At 52.3% G+C, this 23,226-nt stretch carries 21 protein-coding genes; 9 read left to right on the forward strand and 12 right to left on the reverse strand.

Translation table 11 applies throughout. The annotated features are described in order from the left end of the window. Window positions 1–10 precede the first annotated feature (10 nt). From dam to pilM, 9 genes are all read right to left on the reverse strand, one after another. Window positions 11–823: an adenine-specific DNA-methyltransferase gene (dam, locus tag SC127_RS08600; protein WP_215845392.1), complete on the reverse strand. Its 813-nt coding sequence runs from the start codon at window positions 821–823 to the stop codon at window positions 11–13. Between the two features lie 94 nt (window positions 824–917). Continuing rightward, window positions 918–1,940, reverse strand: a complete 1,023-nt coding sequence (locus tag SC127_RS08605; protein ID WP_332625975.1) for an SPOR domain-containing protein — start codon at window positions 1,938–1,940, stop codon at window positions 918–920. A gap of 70 nt (window positions 1,941–2,010) precedes the next feature. Continuing rightward, on the reverse strand, window positions 2,011–3,099 hold the full coding sequence (gene aroB / locus SC127_RS08610) for a 3-dehydroquinate synthase (RefSeq protein ID WP_243079849.1): 1,089 nt from the start codon (window positions 3,097–3,099) through the stop codon (window positions 2,011–2,013). A gap of 38 nt (window positions 3,100–3,137) precedes the next feature. Beyond that, window positions 3,138–3,659 carry a shikimate kinase AroK gene (aroK, locus tag SC127_RS08615; protein WP_243079850.1) on the reverse strand — a complete coding sequence of 174 codons (522 nt, stop codon included), beginning with the start codon at window positions 3,657–3,659 and terminating at the stop codon, window positions 3,138–3,140. A 364-nt stretch (window positions 3,660–4,023) separates the two neighbouring features. Beyond that, window positions 4,024–5,292 (reverse strand): DNA uptake porin HofQ, encoded by a 1,269-nt coding sequence (gene hofQ / locus SC127_RS08620; RefSeq protein ID WP_243079851.1) that lies wholly within the window; start codon window positions 5,290–5,292, stop codon window positions 4,024–4,026. Continuing rightward, complete coding sequence (locus SC127_RS08625; RefSeq protein ID WP_332625976.1) at window positions 5,231–5,614, reverse strand: HofP DNA utilization family protein; 384 nt, start codon at window positions 5,612–5,614, stop codon at window positions 5,231–5,233. Before SC127_RS08625 ends, hofQ begins: the two co-directional genes overlap by 62 nt. Next, the gene (locus SC127_RS08630) at window positions 5,604–6,098 is read right to left on the reverse strand and encodes a HofO family protein (protein WP_332625977.1); all 495 of its coding nucleotides are present in this window, start codon (window positions 6,096–6,098) and stop codon (window positions 5,604–5,606) included. The genes SC127_RS08625 and SC127_RS08630 overlap by 11 nt, the downstream gene beginning before the upstream one ends. Next, window positions 6,091–6,633 (reverse strand): PilN domain-containing protein, encoded by a 543-nt coding sequence (locus SC127_RS08635; RefSeq protein ID WP_332625978.1) that lies wholly within the window; start codon window positions 6,631–6,633, stop codon window positions 6,091–6,093. The genes SC127_RS08630 and SC127_RS08635 overlap by 8 nt, the downstream gene beginning before the upstream one ends. Next, window positions 6,633–7,439, reverse strand: coding sequence for a type IV pilus biogenesis protein PilM (gene pilM / locus SC127_RS08640; RefSeq protein WP_332625979.1), 807 nt, complete (start codon window positions 7,437–7,439; stop codon window positions 6,633–6,635). The genes SC127_RS08635 and pilM overlap by 1 nt, the downstream gene beginning before the upstream one ends. A 117-nt stretch (window positions 7,440–7,556) precedes the next feature. On the opposite strand from pilM, the gene mrcA reads away from it, so the two are divergent. Beyond that, window positions 7,557–10,106 carry a peptidoglycan glycosyltransferase/peptidoglycan DD-transpeptidase MrcA gene (mrcA, locus tag SC127_RS08645; protein WP_215845387.1) on the forward strand — a complete coding sequence of 850 codons (2,550 nt, stop codon included), beginning with the start codon at window positions 7,557–7,559 and terminating at the stop codon, window positions 10,104–10,106. Between the two features lie 70 nt (window positions 10,107–10,176). On the opposite strand, the gene nudE is transcribed toward mrcA, so the two are convergent. Further along, window positions 10,177–10,758, reverse strand: a complete 582-nt coding sequence (gene nudE, locus SC127_RS08650) for an ADP compounds hydrolase NudE (RefSeq protein ID WP_243079857.1) — start codon at window positions 10,756–10,758, stop codon at window positions 10,177–10,179. Window positions 10,759–11,146: 388 nt separating this feature from the next. On the opposite strand from nudE, the gene SC127_RS08655 reads away from it, so the two are divergent. The 5 genes from SC127_RS08655 (at window position 11,147) to pckA (ending at window position 17,233) form a co-directional block, all read left to right on the forward strand. Further along, complete coding sequence (locus tag SC127_RS08655; RefSeq protein ID WP_243079858.1) at window positions 11,147–13,282, forward strand: intracellular growth attenuator family protein; 2,136 nt, start codon at window positions 11,147–11,149, stop codon at window positions 13,280–13,282. A 66-nt stretch (window positions 13,283–13,348) separates the two neighbouring features. Beyond that, on the forward strand, window positions 13,349–13,996 hold the full coding sequence (gene yrfG / locus SC127_RS08660) for a GMP/IMP nucleotidase (protein ID WP_332626040.1): 648 nt from the start codon (window positions 13,349–13,351) through the stop codon (window positions 13,994–13,996). Between the two features lie 13 nt (window positions 13,997–14,009). Continuing rightward, on the forward strand, window positions 14,010–14,411 hold the full coding sequence (hslR, locus tag SC127_RS08665) for a ribosome-associated heat shock protein Hsp15 (RefSeq protein ID WP_215845384.1): 402 nt from the start codon (window positions 14,010–14,012) through the stop codon (window positions 14,409–14,411). Window positions 14,412–14,462: 51 nt separating this feature from the next. After that, window positions 14,463–15,329: an Hsp33 family molecular chaperone HslO gene (gene hslO, locus SC127_RS08670; protein WP_215845383.1), complete on the forward strand. Its 867-nt coding sequence runs from the start codon at window positions 14,463–14,465 to the stop codon at window positions 15,327–15,329. A gap of 284 nt (window positions 15,330–15,613) precedes the next feature. Continuing rightward, the gene (pckA, locus tag SC127_RS08675; RefSeq protein WP_243079859.1) at window positions 15,614–17,233 is read left to right on the forward strand and encodes a phosphoenolpyruvate carboxykinase (ATP); all 1,620 of its coding nucleotides are present in this window, start codon (window positions 15,614–15,616) and stop codon (window positions 17,231–17,233) included. A 35-nt stretch (window positions 17,234–17,268) separates the two neighbouring features. Here the strand turns inward: pckA and envZ are convergent, their stop codons facing one another. Beyond that, window positions 17,269–18,630, reverse strand: a complete 1,362-nt coding sequence (envZ, locus tag SC127_RS08680; protein ID WP_215845382.1) for a two-component system sensor histidine kinase EnvZ — start codon at window positions 18,628–18,630, stop codon at window positions 17,269–17,271. Beyond that, window positions 18,627–19,346 (reverse strand): osmolarity response regulator transcription factor OmpR, encoded by a 720-nt coding sequence (gene ompR, locus SC127_RS08685; protein WP_001157751.1) that lies wholly within the window; start codon window positions 19,344–19,346, stop codon window positions 18,627–18,629. The genes envZ and ompR overlap by 4 nt, the downstream gene beginning before the upstream one ends. A gap of 542 nt (window positions 19,347–19,888) precedes the next feature. On the opposite strand from ompR, the gene yjbE reads away from it, so the two are divergent. The 3 genes from yjbE (at window position 19,889) to SC127_RS08700 (ending at window position 23,196) form a co-directional block, all read left to right on the forward strand. Then, on the forward strand, window positions 19,889–20,134 hold the full coding sequence (gene yjbE / locus SC127_RS08690; RefSeq protein ID WP_243079861.1) for an exopolysaccharide production protein YjbE: 246 nt from the start codon (window positions 19,889–19,891) through the stop codon (window positions 20,132–20,134). A gap of 159 nt (window positions 20,135–20,293) precedes the next feature. Beyond that, window positions 20,294–20,767 carry a transcription elongation factor GreB gene (gene greB / locus SC127_RS08695; RefSeq protein ID WP_243079862.1) on the forward strand — a complete coding sequence of 158 codons (474 nt, stop codon included), beginning with the start codon at window positions 20,294–20,296 and terminating at the stop codon, window positions 20,765–20,767. A 107-nt stretch (window positions 20,768–20,874) separates the two neighbouring features. Next, window positions 20,875–23,196: a Tex family protein gene (locus SC127_RS08700; protein ID WP_409075974.1), complete on the forward strand. Its 2,322-nt coding sequence runs from the start codon at window positions 20,875–20,877 to the stop codon at window positions 23,194–23,196. Window positions 23,197–23,226: the final 30 nt, after the last annotated feature.

Consider the following 23,226-nt stretch of genomic DNA (forward strand, 5'->3'; position numbering starts at 1 on the left):
ACGAAACAGACTAGCTATAGAGCGCCAGCAGTTCGTCGACCTTTGTGCGACCGCTTATGCTTCGGCTAATAGAACGCCGGGCTTTAACCACATGTAACACTGCATCCTGATACCACAAACGCGTTAGCGCAGTATCGTGATTGGAAATCAATACAGGAATTTGGCTTTCAGTCGCCAGTTTGCCCGCCAACTCCGCCAGATGCTGCTGTTCACGCAGGCTAAAACTGTTGGTGTGATACGCCGTAAAATTAGCCGTTGTCGAGAGCGGTGCATACGGTGGATCACAATACACCACGGAGCCTTTAAGGGCATTGGTCAGGGTAACATCGTATGACTCACAGACAAATGTCGCTTTCTGTGAGCGTTCGGCAAACCATAACAGTTCCGCTTCAGGAAAGTAGGGTTTGCGATAACGACCAAAGGGCACGTTGAATTCGCCGCGCAGGTTATAACGGCACAAACCGTTGTAGCAGTGGCGATTCAGATAGAGGAACAGCAGCGCACGCTGATAGCTGTCGGTGCTGAGGTTAAATTCGGTACGGCGCAGGTAATAACAGACTTCGCTGTTCCCTTCTGGGGTGAATAACAGCTGTGCATCACGAATAAATTCTGCCGTGCGGTTTTTGACAATGTTGTAGAGATTGATTAAGTCGTTGTTGATATCAGCAAGGATGTAGCGATCAAATTCAGTGTTAAGAAACACCGATCCGGCACCAACAAAGGGTTCAATCAGGCAGTCGCCTTGCGGCAAGTAGCGATGAATCTCTTCTACTAAGGGAAATTTTCCTCCCGCCCATTTCAGGAAAGCGCGATTTTTCTTCATGCTGTCGTGGTAATACATCTTATGGTAAGGCTGTGGCTGGACCGACAGCAGATCTGCGCTTAAAACGGGGCCAACATCGCTGGCCCCACATCTATTATTGGGCTTCTTTCTTAACCTGGCTCAGCGGTTTGACCCATGGATTCTGCGCACGCACACCGGCTGGCAGCGAGGCAACGGCACGTTTGGCATCGGCTGGTGTCGCATACGATCCACTCACCAGTACGAACCACGACTGACCGTTACGGGTAGTTTTGTATACGTGATAACTGCTTAAATTCTGCTTTTTCGCCCAGGCATTCAGGCTGTCAGCTCGCGATGCCCCGCTCAACTGCAAGGTGTAATTGCCGCCCGGCAGCGATGTGCTGCTCGCGCTATTTGCCGTGCTGCTGGTGCCCGAACCGCTGGTTACTGGACGCGCTGGCGTGGTGTGTGTTTTGCTTTCGCTGGTCGCAGGTTTCGAAGCAATTCTGTGCGGCTGCTCCTGCTGAGCACGCGCTGGCGTGCTGTTTTTTACCGGTGCTGGACGGATAGCAGGCGCTGCTGTTCCACTATTTGCGTTACCGCTTACCGTCGCAGGCGCCGTTGGCAAAGAGCTGGTAGCGCTCTGGGTAGCATTATCAACTTGCTGCTGCTGATTGCTCAGCGCGCTGTTGAGATCGCCTGGCAAAGTAACACGCTGCTGGTTCGCAGGCGCTTCTACCGGTGCGGCTTGCGTGGGTGTAGAAGAGACCGCTGGCATGGAGACATCACGTGGCGCGCTGCTGGCATTATCCGCCACAGGCGCGCTGTTTTCCGCGGGTGCCTCGGTCGCAGGCGTGTTTTGTCCGCCCGCCATGGAGGTCGATTCGGTAAGATCGATATTCCTGTCACCCGTAGCGTTAGAGCCGCCAGAAGATGCAGGATTGTTTCCAGTCGACGCCGGTTTGCTCTCGTCTGAACCGTTTAACGCCGAGCCAATGCCCAACACTAACAGCAGCAAAACCAAAATGCCGATACCCATCATCATGTGTTGACGGGAAACCGGCACTTTAGGTGCAGAAGACGACTTGCGTGGACGCGAGGGACGGCGGTCACTGGCGTCAGGTTTTAACTCATCTTCCGGTTTGAACTCATCCATTTTGCCTCCTCCGTAAAGCGGTTATCGCGTTACGCTTTTACGCGCCGCTTTACCGCTTAACTGCTAAATATCAAGATTTCTGGCAATCGTTAATTGCAGCCAGCACCCTATCATGAGTCACGCCACTACGCACTTCAGAGCGGCCGATCGACAAAGGCAACACCAGACGCAATTCGCCGGCGAGCACTTTCTTGTCGCGCATCATATGGGGCAAATAATCTTCCGCTTTCATCTCTTCTGGGCCGTGCACGGGTAAACCAGCGCGCTGCAGTAAAGCGATAACACGATCGACATCGTCTGTTTTGAACTGACCTAAACGTTCAGCAGTACGTGCGGCCATCACCATGCCTGCCGCAATCGCTTCGCCGTGTAGCCAGTTGCCGTAACCCATGTGCGCTTCAATCGCGTGGCCATAGGTATGGCCCAGATTCAACAGCGCACGCTGACCATTTTCACGTTCATCAGCCGCAACGACTTCTGCTTTTAACTCACAGCAGCGGCGAATACAGTAAGCCATAGCTTGCGTATCCAGCGTCAACAGCAAGTCAAGATTGCGCTCCAGCCACGTGAAAAATTTGCCATCAAGAATGATGCCGTACTTAATGACTTCCGCCAGACCCGACGCCAGTTCACGAGGCGGCAGTGAGTGCAAACAGTCGGTATCAATCACCACCGAAGCGGGCTGATAAAATGCCCCGATCATGTTTTTGCCGAGCGGATGATTAACAGCGGTTTTGCCGCCTACCGAGGAGTCAACCTGCGACAGCAAGGTGGTCGGCACCTGAATAAAGCGCACGCCACGTTGATAGCTGGCGGCGGCGAAACCGGTTAGATCGCCAATCACGCCGCCGCCTAAGGCGATGAGCGTGGTGTCGCGACCATGCGGTTTTTGCAGCAATGCTGTAAAGACTTGATCCATCACGGCGAGCGTTTTGTATTGCTCGCCGTCGGGTAAAATCACCTGATCCACTTTCACGCCCGCCGCTGTCAACAGCGTCGACAGTTTCTCAAGGTAGAGCGGTGCCAATGTCTGGTTAGTTACCAGCATGACATTATCGCCTGCCTTTAACGGCCAAAAAGAAGCCGGATCGTTAAACAGTCCGGCGGCGATAGTGATGGGGTAACTACGTTCCCCCAATGAAACAGTGATCTTCTCCATGATGCTCAATACCTGTTACAGAGCTTTTGGGTGTTGGATCAACTTTTTTCCAACATGTGGATAATCTGATTCGCCACCACTTTCGCACTCTGATCATCAGTACGGATGGTGACATCAGCGATCTCTTCATACAGCGGATTACGTTCGCCAGCCAGCGCTTCAAGCACTTCGCGTGGCGGTGAATCCACCTGCAACAGCGGACGTTTTTTGTCACGCTGCGTGCGCGCCAGTTGCTTCTCGATAGTGGTTTCTAAATACACCACGACACCGCGGGCGGAGAGACGATTACGGGTTTCTCGGGATTTAACGGAACCACCGCCCGTCGCCAGGACAATGCCTTGCTTCTCGGTCAGTTCATTAATGATTTTTTCTTCGCGATCGCGAAAGCCATCTTCGCCTTCGACATCAAAAACCCAGCCCACATCCGCTCCGGTGCGTCGCTCAATTTCCTGATCGGAATCGAAAAACTCCATATTGAGTTGCTGAGCCAACTGACGGCCAATAGTGCTTTTGCCGGCACCCATCGGCCCAACCAGAAAGATATTGCGTTTCTCTGCCATTTTGTCGGTATTACTAAGAATTCGTTAATGATACCCCGCGTTCAGCTTCTCGCTGGCGGGACAGGAACTGAGACCTCATGAGCATTAGCAAGAGTCAGATGGAAAATTATCTCAACACTCAAGGCTGTTTGGCAACCGATTATATTGCTTGCAGCACATCCATTTCTGAATTGGCCTGTCGTTCGCGAAACTGTAACGCGTCAGCACTGCGTTTTTACAACGCGGCTTTCAGAGGAGATTACTGATTCCTTTGCTGGATTTTAACCAACATGGACGGTTACAACGTATTGAAAATCGCTAAACCTTGTATGCTAATTCCTGCGCTGCGTCAACGTAGATGGCATTTAGGGCGCTATTTTCCGGTTTATCCGGCGGTAAGCGCTGCTTCCCTGACCAATCGCGGTGTAATAAAGATAACCAGCTCCTTTTTTTTACGCTCTTCCGTTTGTTGACGAAACAGCGCGCCTAATAGCGGTATATCACCGAGTAGTGGCAGCTGATTTTGCCCCCGGCTTCGCTGCTGCTGAAAAATACCACCGAGCGCTAGCGTCTGACCATCTTTCAACGTCACTTGCGTTTCAATCTCTTGTTTATCAATGGAAAGCACCTCGGTTTCACCCGTTTTAATGCTGCGGCCCGGCACATTCTGACTGATGCGAATTTTCAGCTGAATGCGCCCATTGCCCAACACCGTCGGCGTGACTTCCATGCCCAGCACCGCTTCTTTGAACTCAATGCTGGTCGCACCGCTGTTTCCCGCTGATACTTCATAAGGAATTTCAGTGCCCTGCTTAATAGAAGCGGTTTGCTGATGAGACGTAAACAAACGTGGACTGGCAATGATTTCGATTTGATTCTCTTGTTCCAGCGCGCTTAGCTCCAGGTCAAGCAATTGTCCACCGATTCGTGCCAGCGTAACGCCGACGCTTACGCCAGCCGCATTGATAGCAAGGGGTATATTCAGTTGAGGATTGCGTAAGGCATTAATCACAGCACCTTCGGCAGTGTGCAAACCCCAGTTCACACCCAACTCATGCAAATGCTCCTCACTGATGGTCACAATATGCGCGGCCAGCTCCACCTGCTCCAGCGGCACATCTAGCGCTTGCAGCCAGCGCTCAGTTTCTTTCAACGCCGCCTCGGTATCGCGTAACAGCAACGTGTTAGTACGACTATCGACAGTGGCGCTGCCGCGCGGCGTCATCAATGACTGGCGTTCTCCCTGCAGGCTGCGATGCACATCGCTGGCATTAGCGTAATGCAGCACGACACGACGCTGTTTCAAGGGTAGCTGATGTTGCTTCTCTTCCTGCTGCGCTTTTTCCTCTTTCTGCTGTTGCTGCTGCCAGCTTTCGGGATAAACCAGTAGGACGTTCTCCTCTTCAATCAGCGTCAGGCGCGCCATACGTGAAACCAGATCCAACGCCTGGGACCAAGGCATATCATCCAGCCGCAGCGTGAGAGCACCTTGTACGTCGGGTGCGATCAGCAGATTGATACCTTGATAATCAGCCAGCGCCTGTAAAATGCGCTCCACCGGCGCATCATCAAAGGCAAGGCTGAGTTTTTCATCATTGGCGAAGGCTGGCGTCAGACAACACAAGGCCAACGTTAAAATGATCGTCCTTATCACGTGCGCGTCCTTTTAATTGGAATGAGATTGTTTGCATTGAGCAGCTGTTTTCAACGCTCAGCGAGACGCTATGCCGCGTTAATGTCTTCACTCTCCACGGCACAAGCGGAAAAGGATCACCTGTATGTACTTTGACGGCTTTTCCCTGTGGGGCGAGCAGCCATGCCTGGAAATGGTTGTCACGGCCAATGATGCCCTGCAAGCGCCAGCCCGCTAGCGGTTCAATTGGCTGAACACAGGCTGTACCCAGAACAGGTTGAAACGGATCGCGTGCCAGCACGCTGCAACAACACAGCAGTAAAAGGAGCAGGCTACGGTGCATCTTCATGCTCCAGCCAAAGTTCAGCCACTAAGTGCGCCTGCTGCATAGCCAACTGAAAACGCTGAGGAAACGGCGCAGAAGATGTAGCCATTTCGGCGAACAGCGGCTGAAATTGCGCCCACTGAAGATGCAATGTTAACGCTCGCGGTTGAGCATCCGGCTGCCATTGTTCCAGTTGCTGACCCCGCGCCGCTAAAAGGGCTTCTAACGCGGGGGCTGAAGAAGCGGAACGCAACTGCGCCGATGCTTGCACCCACTGTTGTTGCAATGTTTCCAGTGAGGGATTTTGCGCAAGCTGGTGTTGACGCCGTTGCAAGCTATGTTGCTGCTGTTCCAGAGAAAGCAGCAATGCGCTCTGGGCTACTTTTAGCGGACGCAATATCGCTATCCAGCAAATGAGTAGCAAACTCAGCGCTGCCGCCATTAACAGGATATAGCGCGGCAATGTACTCAGATTTAACCAGCGCTGTATCCACTCATTCATCGGTTATCTCCTGCAGTTGCGCCCGCAATGAGAAACGATAATCTCCTTCTGACTGGCGCTTTACGCTGCCCTGCTGCACTAAAGTGAAAAGTGGATAATTCGCCAGTTGATGACGGAAAGCGCGAATTGCCTGCATATCCTGCGCATGCCCCTCTAAAAATAGCTGGAGGTCGCGCATTTCCAGCCGTTGAAGCCAGAGCGTGTCAGGCAGTAAGGCCGGTAAATCGAGCCAAAATTGTTGCCAGCGGGCAAGCTGTTGAATCTGAATTTGCTGGTTATCCAGCCGCTTTTGCTGCGTAGCCAGCCGTTGCATCGCCTGTTTTTGCAGCGTTAGGCGTTGAGCGATCTCATCCAATGCCGTGCGTAGCGTCTCTTGTTGCTGAAGCGCGGCTTGCGAAATCGAATGCGTACGCCACGCCTGTAGCGCAACGAGTAACACAATGGCAGACAGCAACAGCGAAACAATACTGAAGCTTTGTCGCCGCTGACGCTGCCAGTGCAACTGACGCCAGGGCAGAAGATTCACTGCGACCATCAGCGATCCTCCGCACGTAAAGCAAGTCCAGCAGCGAGCGTAAAATCGCTGGCGTATTCCGGCATTGGTGGCTGCTTATAGTGAAACAAATCGAAGGGGGAAAACGGCTCTGCGCCAGCGGAAAGGGCAATTTCTCTGTTATCACATAATCGGATATTGATACCTTGCGGCAGTAACTGCTGTTGCAGTTCTGCCAGCGTGGCGAGTTCGCTAGTGCCGTGGCTTGCGGCGCCATTGCTCCACAGCCAGCGCGTCTCATGACGTAAAACCAGTACGCCATTTACAGGTAACCTGGCGGCTTTAGCTGTCACATTAAATGCCTGAGAAGTCAGTTCAAATACCGCGGGTTGTAACCCTGCCTGGTGTAACGGTGCATACCACTGTTCAACCACGGCTTGCCGCGCCGCCGTGACGCAGAGCTGGCCGCTCGCGGGATCGGCACGGTAATCAAGCGCCAGCGCCTCCGGCTCAATGGGAAACAGTTTTCGCGCCGCGGCCTGAACGTAACGCCGCATTGCGGGTTCTCGCAGCAATTGTGTTGGCAGCGGCAAAGGCCGTTGCAGTATCAGATGATCAGGCAGTGCAACGCGTAGCGAGTAGCGCTGCGGTAAGCGCTTGCGCCATGTGGTTAACGCCGCGACTAATTCAGGCGAAGATTGCAGCACGCCGTTTCTTAACGTATCTTGCGGCAGCCGCTGCTGCCACCAGTGGCACAACTTCCAGCCTTCTCGATGAGGCTGGATGGCGAGGGCACAAAGCTGCCTATTCTGAATATCCAGTCCAATTTGCCATGTGTGAAAAGCCATGCGCGCGATCTCCTTATCGTCAGGGGAAAATGGACATATCAAAGCGTCTGGCTTGCCTTTATACTACCGCGCGGTTGTTTATAAACTGCCCAATTGACAACAGATGGGAAATCTCAGGTGAAGTTCGTAAAGTATTTATTGATCCTTGCAGTGTGTTGCATTTTGCTGGGAGTCGGCTCGGTTTATGGTCTTTTTAAGTACATAGAGCCGCAGTTACCCGACGTAAACACACTGAAAGATGTGCGCCTGCAAACTCCAATGCAGGTTTACAGCGCAGACGGCGAATTGATGGCTCAATATGGTGAGATGCGCCGTATTCCACTGAGCTTGCAACAGGTGCCGCCTGAGATGGTAAAAGCGTTTATCGCGACCGAAGACAGCCGCTTTTATGAGCATCATGGCGTCGATCCGATCGGGATATTTCGTGCCGTCAGCATTGCGCTGGTCTCTGGCCACGCTTCGCAAGGTGCAAGTACCATTACTCAGCAGCTCGCCCGTAATTTTTTCCTTAGCCCTGAACGCACCTTGATGCGTAAAATCAAAGAAGCATTTCTGGCGATCCGCATTGAACAGCTGCTGACGAAAGATGAAATCCTTGAGCTTTACCTGAATAAGATCTACCTCGGCTATCGCGCGTATGGCGTGGGTGCTGCTGCACAGGTCTATTTCGGTAAGCCAGTGGATCAGCTTTCCTTGAGCGAAATGGCGATGATTGCCGGTCTGCCGAAAGCGCCGTCTACCTTTAACCCGCTCTACTCTCACAGCCGCGCGCTGTCGCGCCGCAACGTGGTGCTGGCCCGTATGCTGGATCAGCATTACATCACCCAGCAGCAGTATGATGAAGCGCACAACACACCGCTGGTGGCCAAATATCACGGACCGGAAATCGCCTTCTCCGCACCCTATCTCAGCGAAATGGTGCGTCAGGAAATGGTGAAGCGGTACGGCGAAAATGCCTATACCGAAGGATTCAAGGTTTACACCACCGTGACGCGTCGACTGCAGCAGGCTGCGCAGGAATCGGTGCGCAACAACGTGATGGCTTACGATATGCGTCATGGCTATCGCGGCCCAACCAATGTGTTGTGGCGAGTGGGTGAACCCGCACTGAACCAGACGGAAATCGAAAAAGCACTGAAAAAGTTGCCGGTTTACGGTCCGCTGATTCCGGCGGTGGTCACCAATGCGAACAGCGATGAAGCCACAGCCATAATGAAAGACGGCACCAACGTGTCGTTAACGCTGGCCAGCGTGCGCTGGGCGCGTCCTTATAAATCAGACACGCTGCAAGGGCCAACGCCGAAGAGCGTGACGCAAGTGTTACAGGCCGGGCAGCAAATCTGGGTACGCAAAGTCGGTGACAGCTGGTGGCTGGGACAGGTACCAGATGTGAACTCTGCGCTGGTTTCACTCGATCCGACAGACGGTTCAGTTCGTGCACTGGTGGGTGGATTTGACTTCAATCAGAGCATGTTTAACCGCGCAACTCAGGCGCTGCGTCAGGTCGGTTCAAACATCAAACCGTTCTTGTATACCGCAGCGATGGATCGCGGTTTAACGCTGGCTTCAATTCTGAATGACGTACCGATTTCGCGCTGGGATGCAGGCGCAGGCGCGGACTGGCGTCCGAAAAACTCACCGCCAACCTACGACGGCCCGATTCGTCTGCGTCAGGGTTTAGGTCAGTCGAAAAACGTCGTGATGGTGCGAGCAATGCGTGCAATGGGTGTTGATTATGCTGCTGAGTATTTACAGCGCTTCGGCTTCCCTGCACAAAACATTGTTCATACCGAATCGCTGGCGTTGGGTGCAGCCTCGTTTACGCCTCTGCAGGTGGTACGTGGATATTCAGTCATGGCGAACGGCGGCTTCCTGATCAATCCTTATTTCATCAAAAAGATTGAGGATGCACAGGGACAAACCCTGTTTGAAGAAAAGCCAAAAATTGCCTGTCCACAGTGTAATCTGCCGGTGATTTATGGTGATACGAAGAAAGCCCTCGCGTTAAACGAGGAGAGCGTCGAAAACGTCGCGGCTTCCGATCAGAATCAAAACAGTGCAGTGCCGCAGCCGGAACTGGAGCAGGTTCCCACTCAGTCACAGCAAAATGGCGATCAGCAATATGCGCCACATGTGGTTAATACCCCGCTGTCGTTCCTGATCAAGAGCGCGCTCAACACCAATATATTTGGCGAACCGGGCTGGATGGGAACGGGCTGGCGCGCCTCACGCGATCTGAAGCGTAATGATATCGGCGGTAAAACGGGTACCACTAACAGCTCAAAAGATGCGTGGTTCTCAGGGTACGGCCCGGGCGTAGTCACGTCGGTGTGGATTGGCTTTGATGATGCACGTCGCGATTTGGGTCGTAGCACCTTGTCTGGTGCGATTCCCGATCAGATTTCTGGTTATGAAGGCGGCGCGAAGAGTGCGCAACCGGCGTGGGACGACTATATGAAAGCCGCGCTGGATGGCGTACCGGTGCAACCGTTAACACCTCCCGATGGCGTGGTTACGGTCACTATCGACCGTAACACCGGCAAACTGGCTAACGGCGGAAATACGCGTCAGGAATTCTTCATTAATGGCACGCAGCCTACTGAGTATTCTGTCCACGATGTTGGTACTACCATCATGGATAATGGCCAAAGCCATGAGCTGTTCTGATGTAAAAAGGGACGACTAACGTCGTCCCTTCCGAATGCCGAGGCTGACGATGTCAGCCTTTTTTTATGCCTTAGCTTTTTGAAGTTTCGTATTGAATACGGCCCTGCTTCACCAGCCATTCACGCACCATAAACAGCGCGCTAACGTTGCGTGCTTCGCGGAAGTCGGGCTCCTGCAACAGCGAAAGCATGTCGCTCAGAGGCCAGCGGCGCACGATTAACGGTTCCGGCTCATCCCCTTCCAGCTTCTCTTCATACAAGCCTTCCGCCACCACAATATTCATTTTGCTGGAGAAGTAAGAAGGTGCCATGGTGAGTTTGCCAAGCGACGTCAGCTCGCCCGCGCCAAAGCCTACTTCTTCTTTCAGCTCTCGATCGGCCGCTTCATTCACCGACTCGCCCGGATCAATTAAGCCTTTAGGAAAACCGAGTTCGTAGCTTTCCAGCCCGACGGCATATTCCTCAATCAAAATCAGATGATCATCCACGATGGGCACGATCATTACGGCTTCACGTTCCGAAGGTTTCATGCGTTCGTAAACACGATGAGCACCGTTACTGAAGGTTAAATTGACCGCTTCGATCGTGAATAGCCGCGAGCGCGCCACAGTTTCCACCTTGAGGATGTCAGGTTTTTTTAACGTATTTTTCATATCAGCCTCAAACATTGCTGCACTAGCGGTCAGGAGCGGATCAGCATACCTAACCGCGTCCAAATGTGCGACAGTCAGTTAATCGGGGAAGCAGGAAGCGTCAGCACAATGCCATAAACCTCTTAGGTTACTACTGAACACTATTTTTAATTAGTCAATGCTGCATTTTAAAATTCAGATAATACCGATATTTAATTAAGCATTTGCCAGTTACCATTCCGACAAGGCATGTTGTAAAAACTTCTAATTAAATGATTTGCAGCAGTATTTCATCTGGTGTTTAACTTGTCAGCGTTGTTTATTCCCGCATAATTTGTCTTAACTTGTGGGAGCATCCAGGAGTGCGTATTTAACGTGAAGGCAGTATTTTGGCTGAATTGAGCAAAGCATGAGCACAATAATTACCCTATTGGCCGTAGTGCTAACCTGTTCAATTTTGGCAGGCATCGGATTTTGGTACGCTATGCGGCATCGCCCGCCGTTGGCGAAACCACTGCCATTTATCAGTCCGCCTTGCAGAAAACTCTCTGATGAAGAACGCATCGCCGTTGAAAAATATGTCGCGACACTGGAAAAGCAGCCGCGCGATGCTTTGCCCGGCGAGAAACGCCCTAGCAATGGCAAAATCGCGCTAACCGCGCAAAGCAATAATGTCTATCCCGTTACCCGTGCAATTACGCGCTACGGTTTATCGACCGACGATCCGCACAAGTGGCGTTATTATCTGGATGAAGTCGAAGTTCATCTGCCGCCATTATGGGAACAATACATCGCCGACGAGAACTACGTTGAGCTGATTCGCACCCAATCCATTCCTTTGGTTATTTCGCTTAATGGCCACTCGCTGATTGATTACGCCTTAAATCAATCTGCCCTGCCGACGTTGATGCGGCCCATGTCCACCAACGCCTCTATTCGTAAAGCGGAAAGTGAGAACGTTGAGCTACTGCAGGTGCGCAAAGAGACGCCGGAAGAGTATCGCCTCTCCCGCCCGGATGGCACACGCGAAGCCGTGACTATCTCGTTGGCCTTTTTGCTGTTTTTTGTCAGTCTGCTGCTTCCCACGAGTTTGATGATCTGGCTGCTGCTGGCTGGATGCGCCATGATTGGCGTTAGCCTGTGGTTGTTGTATCGCTTTCCCGCTGAAAGTAGCCTGCGTGACATTCACTGTTTGCGTGGCGCACCTAAACGCTGGGGCTTGTTTGGCGAATCTAATCAAGAGCAGAGCAACATCACGCTAGGCATTATTGATTTAACCTATCCGCCACACTGGCTGCCTTACGTCGCCCACGATTTGGGCCAGGTGACTGATGTCGAGATCTACCTCAATCGACAAGTCGTGCGTCAGGGACGTTTTCTTTCTCTGCAGGACGAAGTCAAAAATTTTCCGATTCAACGCTGGCGTAAAAACGTGGTACTGGCATGCGGGTCGCTGCTGGTGCTGACGCTACTGGTAACCTGGGTTCCACTTAGCATGCCGATCAAGCTCAGCCTTGCCTGGGCGAAAGGCACCGATAGCCTGCAAGTCAGCAGCGTAGATAAACTTAATGGCGTTGCTCTCAATATTGGTGACAGCCTGAAGGTCAGCGGTACAGGCATGTGTTCAGTGCCTGATAATTATCAAAGCAATCGCAGCTACGCTTACATGCCATTCGATTGCTCAGCCGTTTACTGGAACAACGCCACGCCGTTACCCCAGCCGCAATCAGATATTATTGATAAAGCGGCTGCGCTGCTGGATACCACTACCCGACAGTTGCACCCGGAAACCAATACCGATCCCAAACTCAACCCGCAACTGGCTTCAGCCATTCAAAAATCGGGCATGATTTTGTTAGACGATTTCTCAGATTTAGTCCTGAAAACACAAGATCTCTGTAGTCAGCAGCAAGATTGCGTACGTCTGAAAAATGCGCTGGTTAACCTGGGCAATGCAAAAGACTGGGAAGCGCTGGTACGTCGCGCTGACTCGGGTCAGTTGAATGGGATGAACGTGCTGCTGCGTCCGGTCAGCGCTGAAGCGCTGGAAAACCTGGTTAATACCGCCACATCAACTTTCTTTTTCCGTGAAACGCGTCGTGCGTCTGAAAATCTGAATAGCCCGCCGCCGGGTGGTTTCTTGATTGTCAGCGATGAGGGTCGTCAGTTAGTGAATCAGCCGCAGCCGGGTGTGTCACTGTTTGATCTGGATGCACCTTCGCAGTGGAATGAGCTGCAGCGTTTGTCCGCTATGTTGCTGCACACTCCCTTTAGCGCCAATGGTATTATTACCAGCATCACCACCGATGCGAACGGCACGCGTCACATTGCCCTGCATAACGAACCTGACGCGATGGCGCAGTGGCGCTATCTCGGCACCGCGCTGCTGCTGCTGGTGCTGGTGACTTGCGGGATCATTAACGGTTTGCTGGCGCTACGCCGCATGCACCTTAATCGACAGCGCATGACCGACATCCAGCACTATTACGATAAGTGCTTCAATCATAACCTCGGCTCTATACAGAGCGTGCGCTCGTTATTCTGAGCCCTCTCCTTCTGTGCTACCCTGTTGCCCAATTTTTTCGGGTAAAGCTTCGGGGTTAAACCAATGATGTTCGACTGGTCTGAAATTGATACCGTGCTGCTCGATATGGACGGCACGCTGCTTGATCTGGCGTTTGATCGCCATTTTTGGTTGGAGCATGTACCGGAAGCACTCAGCCTGCAACGCGGTATTACGCTGGCGCAGGCCGAGCAGATCATTGCGGAAAAGTATCAGGCCGTCGCGCATACGCTAAACTGGTATTGTCTGGATTATTGGGCGCAGGAGCTGGCGCTGGATATTCGTGCCATGACCTGGGAGAAGCGCAGCCGCGCTAAGATGCGCGAAGATACGCTGCCTTTTTTGCAGGCTCTTCGTCGCGCCGGCAAGCGCACCATTTTGCTCACCAATGCGCATCCTTACAATCTGGACGTCAAACTGGCTCAAACCGGTTTAGCGCCACACCTTGATTTATTACTTTCTACCCACACCTTTGGGTATCCGAAAGAAGACCAACGTTTATGGCAAGCGGTACAACAGCAAACCGGATTTATTAATCCGCGTACGCTGTTTATTGATGACAACGAAGCGATTCTGGATGCCGCAAAGGTTTGGGGCATTGGCTGGTGCTTAGGCGTGAGTAATCCCGATTCGGGTCGACCTGAGCAACTCTTTCAGCGTCATGTCGCAGTAAGCGATTACCGCACGCTGATTTGATTCAGGAGCAGCGATGAAAGAAAAAGTTAGCGAGGGCGTGCGCCTCGACAAATGGTTATGGGCCGCGCGCTTTTATAAAACCCGCTCAATCGCGCGTGAAATGATTGAAGGCGGCAAAGTGCATTACAACGGCCAGCGCAGCAAACCCAGCAAACTGGTTGAGCTGAATGCTGAGTTGACGCTGCGGCAGGGCAATGACGAACGCACCGTGGTGATTATGGACGTAAGCGATCAGCGTCGTCCCGCCAGTGAAGCACAACAACTGTATCGTGAAACCGACGCCAGCATTGAGAAGCGCGAGAAAATGGCGCAGGCGCGCAAAATGAATGCACTCACGATGCCACATCCCGATCGCCGACCAGATAAAAAAGAGCGTCGCGATCTGATGAAATTTAAATTATCGGGCGATGAGTAGCGCTACACCTTTCAGGCGCTGAAACGCCTCGCCCTCACCGAGAGAAAACCTATGTCTGTACAAGATCAACTGCATCGTTACCTGTTTGAAAACGCGGCCGTGCGCGGCGAGCTGGTGAACGTCTCCAATACCTGGCATGAGACCGTTAAAAATCATGATTATCCTGCGCCAGTGCAGACGCTACTGGGCGAAATGCTGGTTGCAACCAGCCTGCTGACCGCAACGCTGAAATTTGACGGTGAAATTACCGTACAGCTGCAGGGCGATGGCCCGCTGTCGCTGGCGGTGATCAACGGCAACAATAACCAGGAACTGCGCGGCGTGGCACGTTTTAAAGGTGAAATCCCCGATGACAGCACACTGAAAAGCATGGTGGGCAACGGTTATCTGGTCATCACTATTTCGCCAGAAAAAGGCGAGCGTTATCAAGGCGTAGTGGGTCTGGAAGGTGAAACGCTGGCCGAGTGTCTGGAAGATTATTTCATGCGTTCTGAACAGCTGCCTACGCGTCTGTTTATTCGTACCAATGAAAAAGGCGCGGCAGGCATCCTGCTACAAGTCATGCCTGCACAAGAGACCAATAAAGACGATTTTGATCATCTTGCGGCGCTCACCGAAACCATCAAAACCGAAGAGCTGATTGACCTGCCAGCCAACGACGTGCTGTGGCGTTTATATCATCAGGAAGAAGCCACCGTTTATGAACCGCAGCCAGTCGTTTACAAATGTACCTGTTCGCGCGAGCGTTGTGGTGATGTGTTAAAAACGCTACCACAGGAAGAAGTCGATGAGATCATTGAAGAAGATGGCAAAATCGACATGCACTGTGATTATTGCGGGTCGCATTACATTTTTGATGCAGTAGACATTGCGGCTATCCGCACCAATACGGTCGAAAACAGCGATCGTTTGCACTAATTTTTTGCGGGCGGCCTTGCCGCCCTTTTCAATTCCTGCCACCTATCCCCATAATTTTCAAAGCAAATTATCTTTTTTTACTTTCTTAACAACTTCAAAACGTTCGAAATATCGCCTTAACGCGCCCTGCGTCGCATTTCTGAGGAACAAGACTTTTACCGAGGTTTCAGAAGAGTAAACTGCGCGCGATCGTGCAGTTGCCTGAAAAATGACGGCATGAAAACTGCATGACTCCAACCTTTCTCTGCCTTTGCAGAACAGATACTGATTTGAGGAGCAGTAAAATGCGCGTTAACGGCCTGACCTCGCAAGACCTTGCCGACATGGGCATCATTGATACTACGGAAGTGGTTTATAACCCTGATTACGACACGCTATTTCAGGAAGAGACTCGCCCGGAACTCGAAGGTTTTGAACGTGGCACCCTGACGCACAGCGGCGCAATTGCGGTGGATACGGGTATTTTCACCGGTCGCTCGCCCAAGGATAAGTACATCGTTCGTGATGACACTACGCGCGATACCCTGTGGTGGAACGATCAGGGAACCGGCAAAAATGACAACCAGCCGCTTTCTCAGGAAACCTGGCAAGCGTTGAAAACCTGTGTCACGCAGCAGCTGTCCGGGAAACGTTTATTTGTAATTGATGCCTTTTGTGGTGCCAACCCCGATTCACGTTTAAGCGTACGCTTTATTACCGAAGTCGCGTGGCAAGCGCACTTTGTTAAGAACATGTTCATTCAGCCAAATGAAGAGGAACTGGCGACCTTTAAGCCCGATTTCGTGGTCATGAATGGCGCTAAATGTACCAATCCAAACTGGCAAGAACAGGGCCTGAACTCTGAGAATTTCATTGCTTTCAATCTCACTGAACGCATGCAACTGATTGGCGGAAGCTGGTACGGTGGCGAAATGAAGAAAGGCCTGTTTGCGGTAATGAACTATCTGCTGCCACTCAAGGGTATTGCTTCTATGCACTGTTCGGCAAACGTCGGCAAAGCGGGCGATGTAGCGGTGTTCTTTGGTCTTTCCGGTACCGGTAAAACGACGCTGTCGACCGATCCTGATCGCCAGCTGATTGGTGATGATGAACATGGCTGGGATGATGACGGCGTGTTTAACTTCGAAGGGGGTTGCTACGCCAAAACCATCAACCTTTCTGAGCAGGCCGAGCCGGAAATTTACCGTGCTATTCGCCGCAATGCCTTGCTGGAAAACGTGGTGGTACGCGCCGATGGCAGCGTGGACTATGCCGACGGCAGCAAAACGGAGAATACCCGCGTCTCCTACCCGATCAATCACATCGACAACATCGTTCAACCCGTATCTAAAGCGGGACACGCAAAGAAAGTGATCTTCCTGACGGCTGATGCCTTCGGCGTTCTGCCAGCCGTTTCGCGCTTAACGCCAGAGCAAACGCAGTATCACTTCCTTTCTGGCTTTACCGCTAAGCTGGCGGGTACGGAACGCGGCGTCACGCAGCCGACACCAACCTTCTCTGCTTGTTTTGGTGCCGCCTTTCTGATGTTGCATCCCACTCAGTACGCTGAGGTACTGGTGAAGCGCATGGAAGCCGCGGGCGCGCAGGCTTATCTGGTCAATACCGGCTGGAACGGCAGCGGTAAACGCATCTCGCTGAAAGATACCCGCGCCATCATCAACGCGATTTTGGCCGGCGAGCTGGATGATGCACCCACTGAAACACTGCCGATTTTTAATCTGCAGATGCCGAAAAGCTTGGGTGATCTGGATGCCTCGAAGCTGGATCCCCGCAGCAGTTGGGAAAGCGAAGAGAAATGGCATGAAGCCGCGCAGGATCTGGCGCAGCGCTTTATTGTTAACTTCGAGAAATATACCGATAACGCTGCAGGCGCCGCATTGGTAAACGCGGGTCCACAACGCTAAAAAACAGAGGCGCGGCAATCACTGCCGCGCCTGATTTAGCTTGGTACGCTTAGGCTGGTGACGGCCGGAGCGGGTGTTTCGACTAACGGCAACCAGGCTCGAATGCGTAACCCTCCGCGTTCGCTTTCACCAATTTCCAGTGAACCCTGATGCGCATCAATAATGCGCTGTACAATCGCTAAGCCTAAACCGGTGCCGCTGGTGCTGCGTGCACTGTCACCGCGTACAAAGGGCTGGAACAGATGCGCAAGCTGATCGGGCTTAATGCCTGGACCATCATCTTCAACCTGAAACCACGCGCGATGCAGTTCATGGCCACTACTCACTTTTATCCAGCCGTTGCCGTAGCGTGCCGCATTCACCACCAGATTCGCTAATGCACGCTTAATCGAAAGTGGGTTGATATTGAGCATCAGCTCTTCTGGCATCACCGCATTTTCAATCTCGCGCTCGTAGCCGCTTTCTGCTGCGACTACTTCACCTAGCACGCTGTTCAAATCGGCGCGCTCGGTTTGCATCTCCTGACCCGTGCGAAGGTAGTCGATGAACTGTTCGATGATGGCATTACACTCTTCGATGTCTTTGTTAATCGACTCGGCAAGGTAACCATCCTGCTCGCTCATCATCTCGGTTGCGAGGCGAATACGCGTCAGCGGCGTACGCAGATCGTGGCTGACACCCGCCATCAGTAATGTGCGATCGTCAGCCAGCTGCTTCACGCCCGCCGCCATTTGGTTAAAAGCACGCGTCACCGAACGCACTTCTGAAGCGCCATATTCGCGCAGCGGCGGCGGAATCATGCCTTTACCCACCTGCAACGCGGCGTGTTCCAAATCGACCAAGGGTCGGTTCTGAATACGAATAAACAGCCAGGCGCCGCCAATCGCCAGCAGCATGATGGCTAAGGTGTAACGGAACAGTGGTGAGAAGTCGCCTTGATGGATCTCGGTCAGCGGCACACGCACCCAGATATCGGGCGACAGCCAGGTTTTCAGCCACACGACCGGCGAATTTTTGTTAACTTCAACCCGCACATCGGTTGGACCACCGAGTTGCTGGCCCATTTGTTCACTGAGAAATTCATAGTGCTGCGCCCAACGCAATCCGCTCTCCTCTGCTGCCGCGTTGGTGTAGAGCGAAATACCCAGCTCGCGATAGATTTCCCGACGAAATGCCGGTGGCACTTCTAACTGCGTCCCATCTTCCAGCTGCAATCGGTCTGTCATCAACATACGAACTTCGTAAGCGAGGACTTTATTGAACTGCTGCAAACTTGGCAGAATGGCGAAGTTAAGCACCACCAGATAGGTCGTTACCAGGCTGACAAACAGCAAGGTAACGATCAACAGCAAAGTGCGGGCAAAGGAACTGCGGGGCGAGAAGCGCAGCCGCCTCATGCTTTACTGCCGTCCGGCACAAAGACGTAGCCCAAACCCCAGACGGTCTGGATATAGCGCGGGTGCGCCGGATCTTCTTCCACCATACGGCGCAGGCGGGAGATCTGTACGTCGATAGAACGTTCCATGGCGCTGTATTCGCGGCCACGCGCCAGGTTCATCAACTTATCACGCGATAACGGTTCACGCGGGTGGCTAACCAGCGCTTTCAATACCGCAAACTCACCGCTGGTTAATGGCATTGGCTCATCTTCACGGAACATTTCGCGCGTACCCAGGTTCAGCTTGAATTTACCAAAGGCGATAACCGCTTCTTCCTGCGAAGGCGCGCCCGGCAATTCGTTGGCCTGACGACGCAGCACAGCACGAATACGCGCCAGCAGTTCACGTGGATTAAACGGTTTTGGAATGTAGTCATCCGCGCCAATTTCTAATCCAACGATGCGATCAACCTCTTCCCCTTTTGCCGTCACCATAATGATCGGCATTGGATTACTTTGGCTGCGCAAACGGCGGCAGATCGACAAACCATCTTCGCCCGGCAGCATCAAATCCAGCACCATCAGGTGAAAAGATTCGCGGGTTAACAAACGATCCATCTGTTCGGCGTTAGCGACACTGCGCACCTGAAAGCCCTGCTCGGTGAGATAGCGTTCGAGCAGCGCGCGCAAACGCATATCATCATCCACGACCAGAATTTTGTAGTTCTCTTGCATTTTTGTACTCCCAAAGGCGCTATTGCCTGAGCCGATATTGTTAAAAAAACATGCCTTATAGTGACAGTCATTAATGGTTTATATTCTAGCCGAAATTGTTACAAAGCATATTAAACAGGAGCTTATATTTAAATTTACCGCTTCGCTGGAGCGTAAAAAGCTCGTTTAACAGCGGGTTGAGATGTTTCCAACAATTCCGAAATTTCGCCAAATTTTCTTTGATTCACTGGCGCCATAATGAAGCCGATTTTTATTCGAGCATGAAATTCAGCGAGTTAGCAGATAATTTGACTTAAACGCGAGCTTTCGATCCCTGTGAACTCCATTTAAGCCACTTCTGAAGCAAAATATCAGCATAAAATCCCGCTAATTAGCGCTTATTCACATTTCCCCTCTCGGATTAATTTCAACGCCTTGCCCTTCAAGACCAATATCGGTTAAAGCCCAATAAATCAATCAGTAAAGTCATCTTTTCGCCCTGAATAATTTCACTCAGACTGCATTGGCATCACGCTTTGCGATGTCATTACGGGGATAAAACTATGAAAAAAATCGTATTACTGCTGAGTGCGCTGGCGCTGACCAGTGTTAACCCGGTTTATGCCGCTACGGCAACAGGTGAAGCCGCAGGTGCACAAGCGTCGACCACGGCACAAGGTAACTCAAACGCCATTGGCGTGGGTGCAGTCGCCGCGCTGTTTGGCGTTGCGCTCGCAACCGCGGGCGGCGGCGGTGATGGCCACGGTAATGGCACATCAACCACCACGTCGACTCAGGCCGGAAAATAATTAAACCACGTTTAGAATACCCTTTCTGTGTTAGCCAGTTTCGCCACCGGGGAAGTCAACGTGGGTTTTTAACCTTTAAAAACCCTTTCCCCGACTCTTTTTTGCCAACCTGCATTTGTTTTACACTGCGCTTCTTTAAACACTTTTGGCTGCTGCTGTATGAAAACCCGACTTATTACCCGCGAAGGCTTTAACCAGCTGAAAGCCGAACTCGATTATCTCTGGCGCGAAGAGCGACCCGAAGTTACTAAGAAAGTGACCTGGGCCGCCAGCCTGGGCGATCGCAGCGAAAACGCTGATTATCAATACAACAAAAAACGCCTGCGTGAAATTGATCGTCGAGTCCGTTATCTCACCAAAAGCATTGAGCAGTTACGCATCGTAGATTATTCACCGCAGCAGGATGGCAAAGTCTTTTTTGGCGCGTGGGTAGAAGTTGAGAATGATGCCGGTGAGACGAAACGCTTTCGTATCGTCGGTTACGACGAGATTTTTGGCCGCAAAGATTACATCTCTATCGACTCACCCATGGCGCGCGCGTTGCTGAAAAAAGAGGTCGGCGATGCCGCAACGGTAGAGACGCCAATCGGCCCCGCGCTGTGGTACGTCAACGAAATTAATTATCTGGAATAGCGATTCAGAATATCGCCTAAAGGCGCCCGCATCGCTGGCAATTTCAACCATCAATCCGTATAACTGTCCGCTATTTCTTAACCCTGTAAGCAAGACAGTTGATGATGATGAAAGATACGCTGAGCCACATAATTGCAAGTGAGCTGCAGGCGCGAGCAGAGCAAGTTGATGCCGCCGTTCGCCTGTTGGACGAAGGGAATACCGTGCCGTTTATTGCACGTTATCGTAAAGAGGTGACCGGCGGATTGGATGATACCCAACTGCGCCAGCTGGAAACCCGCCTCAGCTATCTGCGTGAACTGGAAGAGCGCCGCCAGTCGATTCTTAAATCGATTGATGAGCAGGGTAAACTCACCGACGACCTCGCTAAATCCATCAATACCACGCTCAGCAAAACCGAACTCGAAGACCTTTACCTGCCTTATAAACCCAAGCGCCGTACGCGTGGGCAGATAGCGATTGAAGCCGGGCTGACGCCGCTGGCTGAGACTTTATGGCAAGATCCTTCTCACGATCCTGAGCAGTTAGCCGCAGGTTACGTTGATGCCGACAAAGGCGTCGCAGATGTTCGTGCTGCGCTGGATGGCGCACGCTATATTTTGATGGAACGCTTCGCTGAAGACGCCACGCTGTTGGCTAAAGTGCGTAATTACCTGTGGAAAAATGCGCATCTGGTCTCACGCGTGGTCGAAGGTAAAGAAGAAGCGGGTGCAAAATTCCGTGACTATTTCGATCATCATGAAGCGCTAAACAGCGTACCTTCACACCGGGCACTGGCGATGCTGCGTGGACGTAATGAAGGCGTATTACAGCTATCGCTGAATGCCGATCCACAGTTTGACGAAGCCCCACGTGAAAGCCACGGCGAAACGCTAATTGCTGATCACCTAAACCTGCGATTGAATAACGCGCCAGCCGATACCTGGCGCAAAGCGGTGGTGAGCTGGACGTGGCGCATCAAAGTGATGCTGCACCTTGAAACAGAATTGATGGGCACGGTGCGCGAGCGCGCAGAAGACGAAGCCATCAATGTGTTTGCCCGCAACATGCATGACCTGTTGATGGCTGCGCCCGCAGGTATGCGTTCCACCATGGGCCTTGATCCAGGCCTGCGTACGGGTGTGAAAGTGGCGGTTGTTGATGCCACCGGCAAGTTGGTCGCGACTGATACGATTTATCCCCATACTGGCCAGACCGCGAAAGCTGCTGCCGCTGTTGCCGCGCTTTGTGCGAAACATCAGGTTGAACTGGTGGCGATTGGTAATGGTACCGCTTCACGCGAGACCGAACGCTTCTTCCTGGACGTACAAAAACAGTTTCCACACATCACCGCACAGAAAGTGATCGTCAGCGAAGCGGGTGCATCCGTCTATTCCGCATCAGAACTGGCGGCGTTGGAGTTCCCTGATTTAGATGTCTCCATTCGTGGTGCGGTTTCCATCGCTCGCCGTTTGCAAGATCCGCTGGCTGAGTTGGTGAAGATTGATCCGAAATCGATTGGTGTCGGTCAGTATCAACATGACGTCAGCCAAAGCCAGTTAGCGAAAAAGCTGGACGCCGTAGTAGAAGATTGCGTGAACGCCGTAGGCGTTGACCTGAATACGGCTTCGGTGCCGCTGCTCACTCGCGTAGCGGGTTTGACACGCATGATGGCGCAAAACATTGTCAGCTGGCGTGATGAAAATGGCCGTTTCCAAAACCGTCAACAGCTGTTGAAAGTCAGCCGCTTAGGGCCGAAAGCCTTTGAGCAATGTGCCGGATTCTTGCGCATTAACCATGGCGACAATCCGCTTGATGCCTCAACGGTTCATCCGGAAGCCTATCCCGTGGTGGAGCGCATTCTGGCCGCCACTGAGCAAGCGCTGAACGACCTGATGGGAAATCCATCTGGCCTGCGCGACATCAAAGCCGTGGATTTTACCGATGCGCGGTTTGGTCTGCCGACCGTCACTGACATCATTAAAGAGTTGGAAAAACCGGGCCGCGATCCCCGTCCAGAGTTTAAAACAGCGCAGTTTGCTGAGGGCGTTGAAACCCTGAACGATTTGATGCCAGGTATGGTGCTGGAAGGCGCAGTAACCAACGTGACTAACTTTGGCGCTTTCGTTGATATTGGCGTCCATCAGGATGGTTTAGTGCATATCTCTTCGCTTTCCGACAAGTTCGTGGACGATCCTCACAAGGTAGTCAAAGCCGGTGATATCGTTAAAGTGAAAGTGATGGAAGTGGATTTGCAGCGCAAACGTATCGCGCTGACCATGCGTCTTGATGAGCAGCCAGGTGAAAGCAATGCGCGCAGCAGTAACCGCAGCGCACCGCGTGAAAACGCTCGACCAGCGGCGGCAAAAGGACGCTCACGTCCTGCCAACTCGCCGGCGGGTAATAGCGCAATGGGCGATGCATTAGCGGCGGCTTTCGGTAAGAAGTAGTCGCATCGGAAGCCTTGTTAGATTGACGCC

It is taken from the genome of Pantoea sp. T14 (assembly GCF_036663535.1).
Classification (GTDB): domain Bacteria; phylum Pseudomonadota; class Gammaproteobacteria; order Enterobacterales; family Enterobacteriaceae; genus Pantoea; species Pantoea phytostimulans.

Excerpts from the sequence above, each read along its gene's own strand:
- dam (WP_215845392.1), bottom strand. The coding sequence starts at position 823 with ATGAAGAAAAATCGCGCTTTCCTGAAATGGGCGGGAGGAAAATTTCCC.
- SC127_RS08605 (WP_332625975.1), bottom strand. The coding sequence starts at position 1,940 with ATGGATGAGTTCAAACCGGAAGATGAGTTAAAACCTGACGCCAGTGAC.
- aroB (WP_243079849.1), bottom strand. The coding sequence starts at position 3,099 with ATGGAGAAGATCACTGTTTCATTGGGGGAACGTAGTTACCCCATCACT.
- aroK (WP_243079850.1), bottom strand. The coding sequence starts at position 3,659 with ATGGCAGAGAAACGCAATATCTTTCTGGTTGGGCCGATGGGTGCCGGC.
- SC127_RS08625 (WP_332625976.1), bottom strand. The coding sequence starts at position 5,614 with ATGCACCGTAGCCTGCTCCTTTTACTGCTGTGTTGTTGCAGCGTGCTG.
- SC127_RS08630 (WP_332625977.1), bottom strand. The coding sequence starts at position 6,098 with ATGAATGAGTGGATACAGCGCTGGTTAAATCTGAGTACATTGCCGCGC.
- SC127_RS08635 (WP_332625978.1), bottom strand. The coding sequence starts at position 6,633 with ATGGTCGCAGTGAATCTTCTGCCCTGGCGTCAGTTGCACTGGCAGCGT.
- pilM (WP_332625979.1), bottom strand. The coding sequence starts at position 7,439 with ATGGCTTTTCACACATGGCAAATTGGACTGGATATTCAGAATAGGCAG.
- nudE (WP_243079857.1), bottom strand. The coding sequence starts at position 10,758 with ATGAAAAATACGTTAAAAAAACCTGACATCCTCAAGGTGGAAACTGTG.
- SC127_RS08655 (WP_243079858.1), top strand. The coding sequence starts at position 11,147 with ATGAGCACAATAATTACCCTATTGGCCGTAGTGCTAACCTGTTCAATT.
- yrfG (WP_332626040.1), top strand. The coding sequence starts at position 13,349 with ATGTTCGACTGGTCTGAAATTGATACCGTGCTGCTCGATATGGACGGC.
- hslR (WP_215845384.1), top strand. The coding sequence starts at position 14,010 with ATGAAAGAAAAAGTTAGCGAGGGCGTGCGCCTCGACAAATGGTTATGG.
- hslO (WP_215845383.1), top strand. The coding sequence starts at position 14,463 with ATGTCTGTACAAGATCAACTGCATCGTTACCTGTTTGAAAACGCGGCC.
- pckA (WP_243079859.1), top strand. The coding sequence starts at position 15,614 with ATGCGCGTTAACGGCCTGACCTCGCAAGACCTTGCCGACATGGGCATC.
- envZ (WP_215845382.1), bottom strand. The coding sequence starts at position 18,630 with ATGAGGCGGCTGCGCTTCTCGCCCCGCAGTTCCTTTGCCCGCACTTTG.
- ompR (WP_001157751.1), bottom strand. The coding sequence starts at position 19,346 with ATGCAAGAGAACTACAAAATTCTGGTCGTGGATGATGATATGCGTTTG.
- yjbE (WP_243079861.1), top strand. The coding sequence starts at position 19,889 with ATGAAAAAAATCGTATTACTGCTGAGTGCGCTGGCGCTGACCAGTGTT.
- greB (WP_243079862.1), top strand. The coding sequence starts at position 20,294 with ATGAAAACCCGACTTATTACCCGCGAAGGCTTTAACCAGCTGAAAGCC.
- SC127_RS08700 (WP_409075974.1), top strand. The coding sequence starts at position 20,875 with ATGAAAGATACGCTGAGCCACATAATTGCAAGTGAGCTGCAGGCGCGA.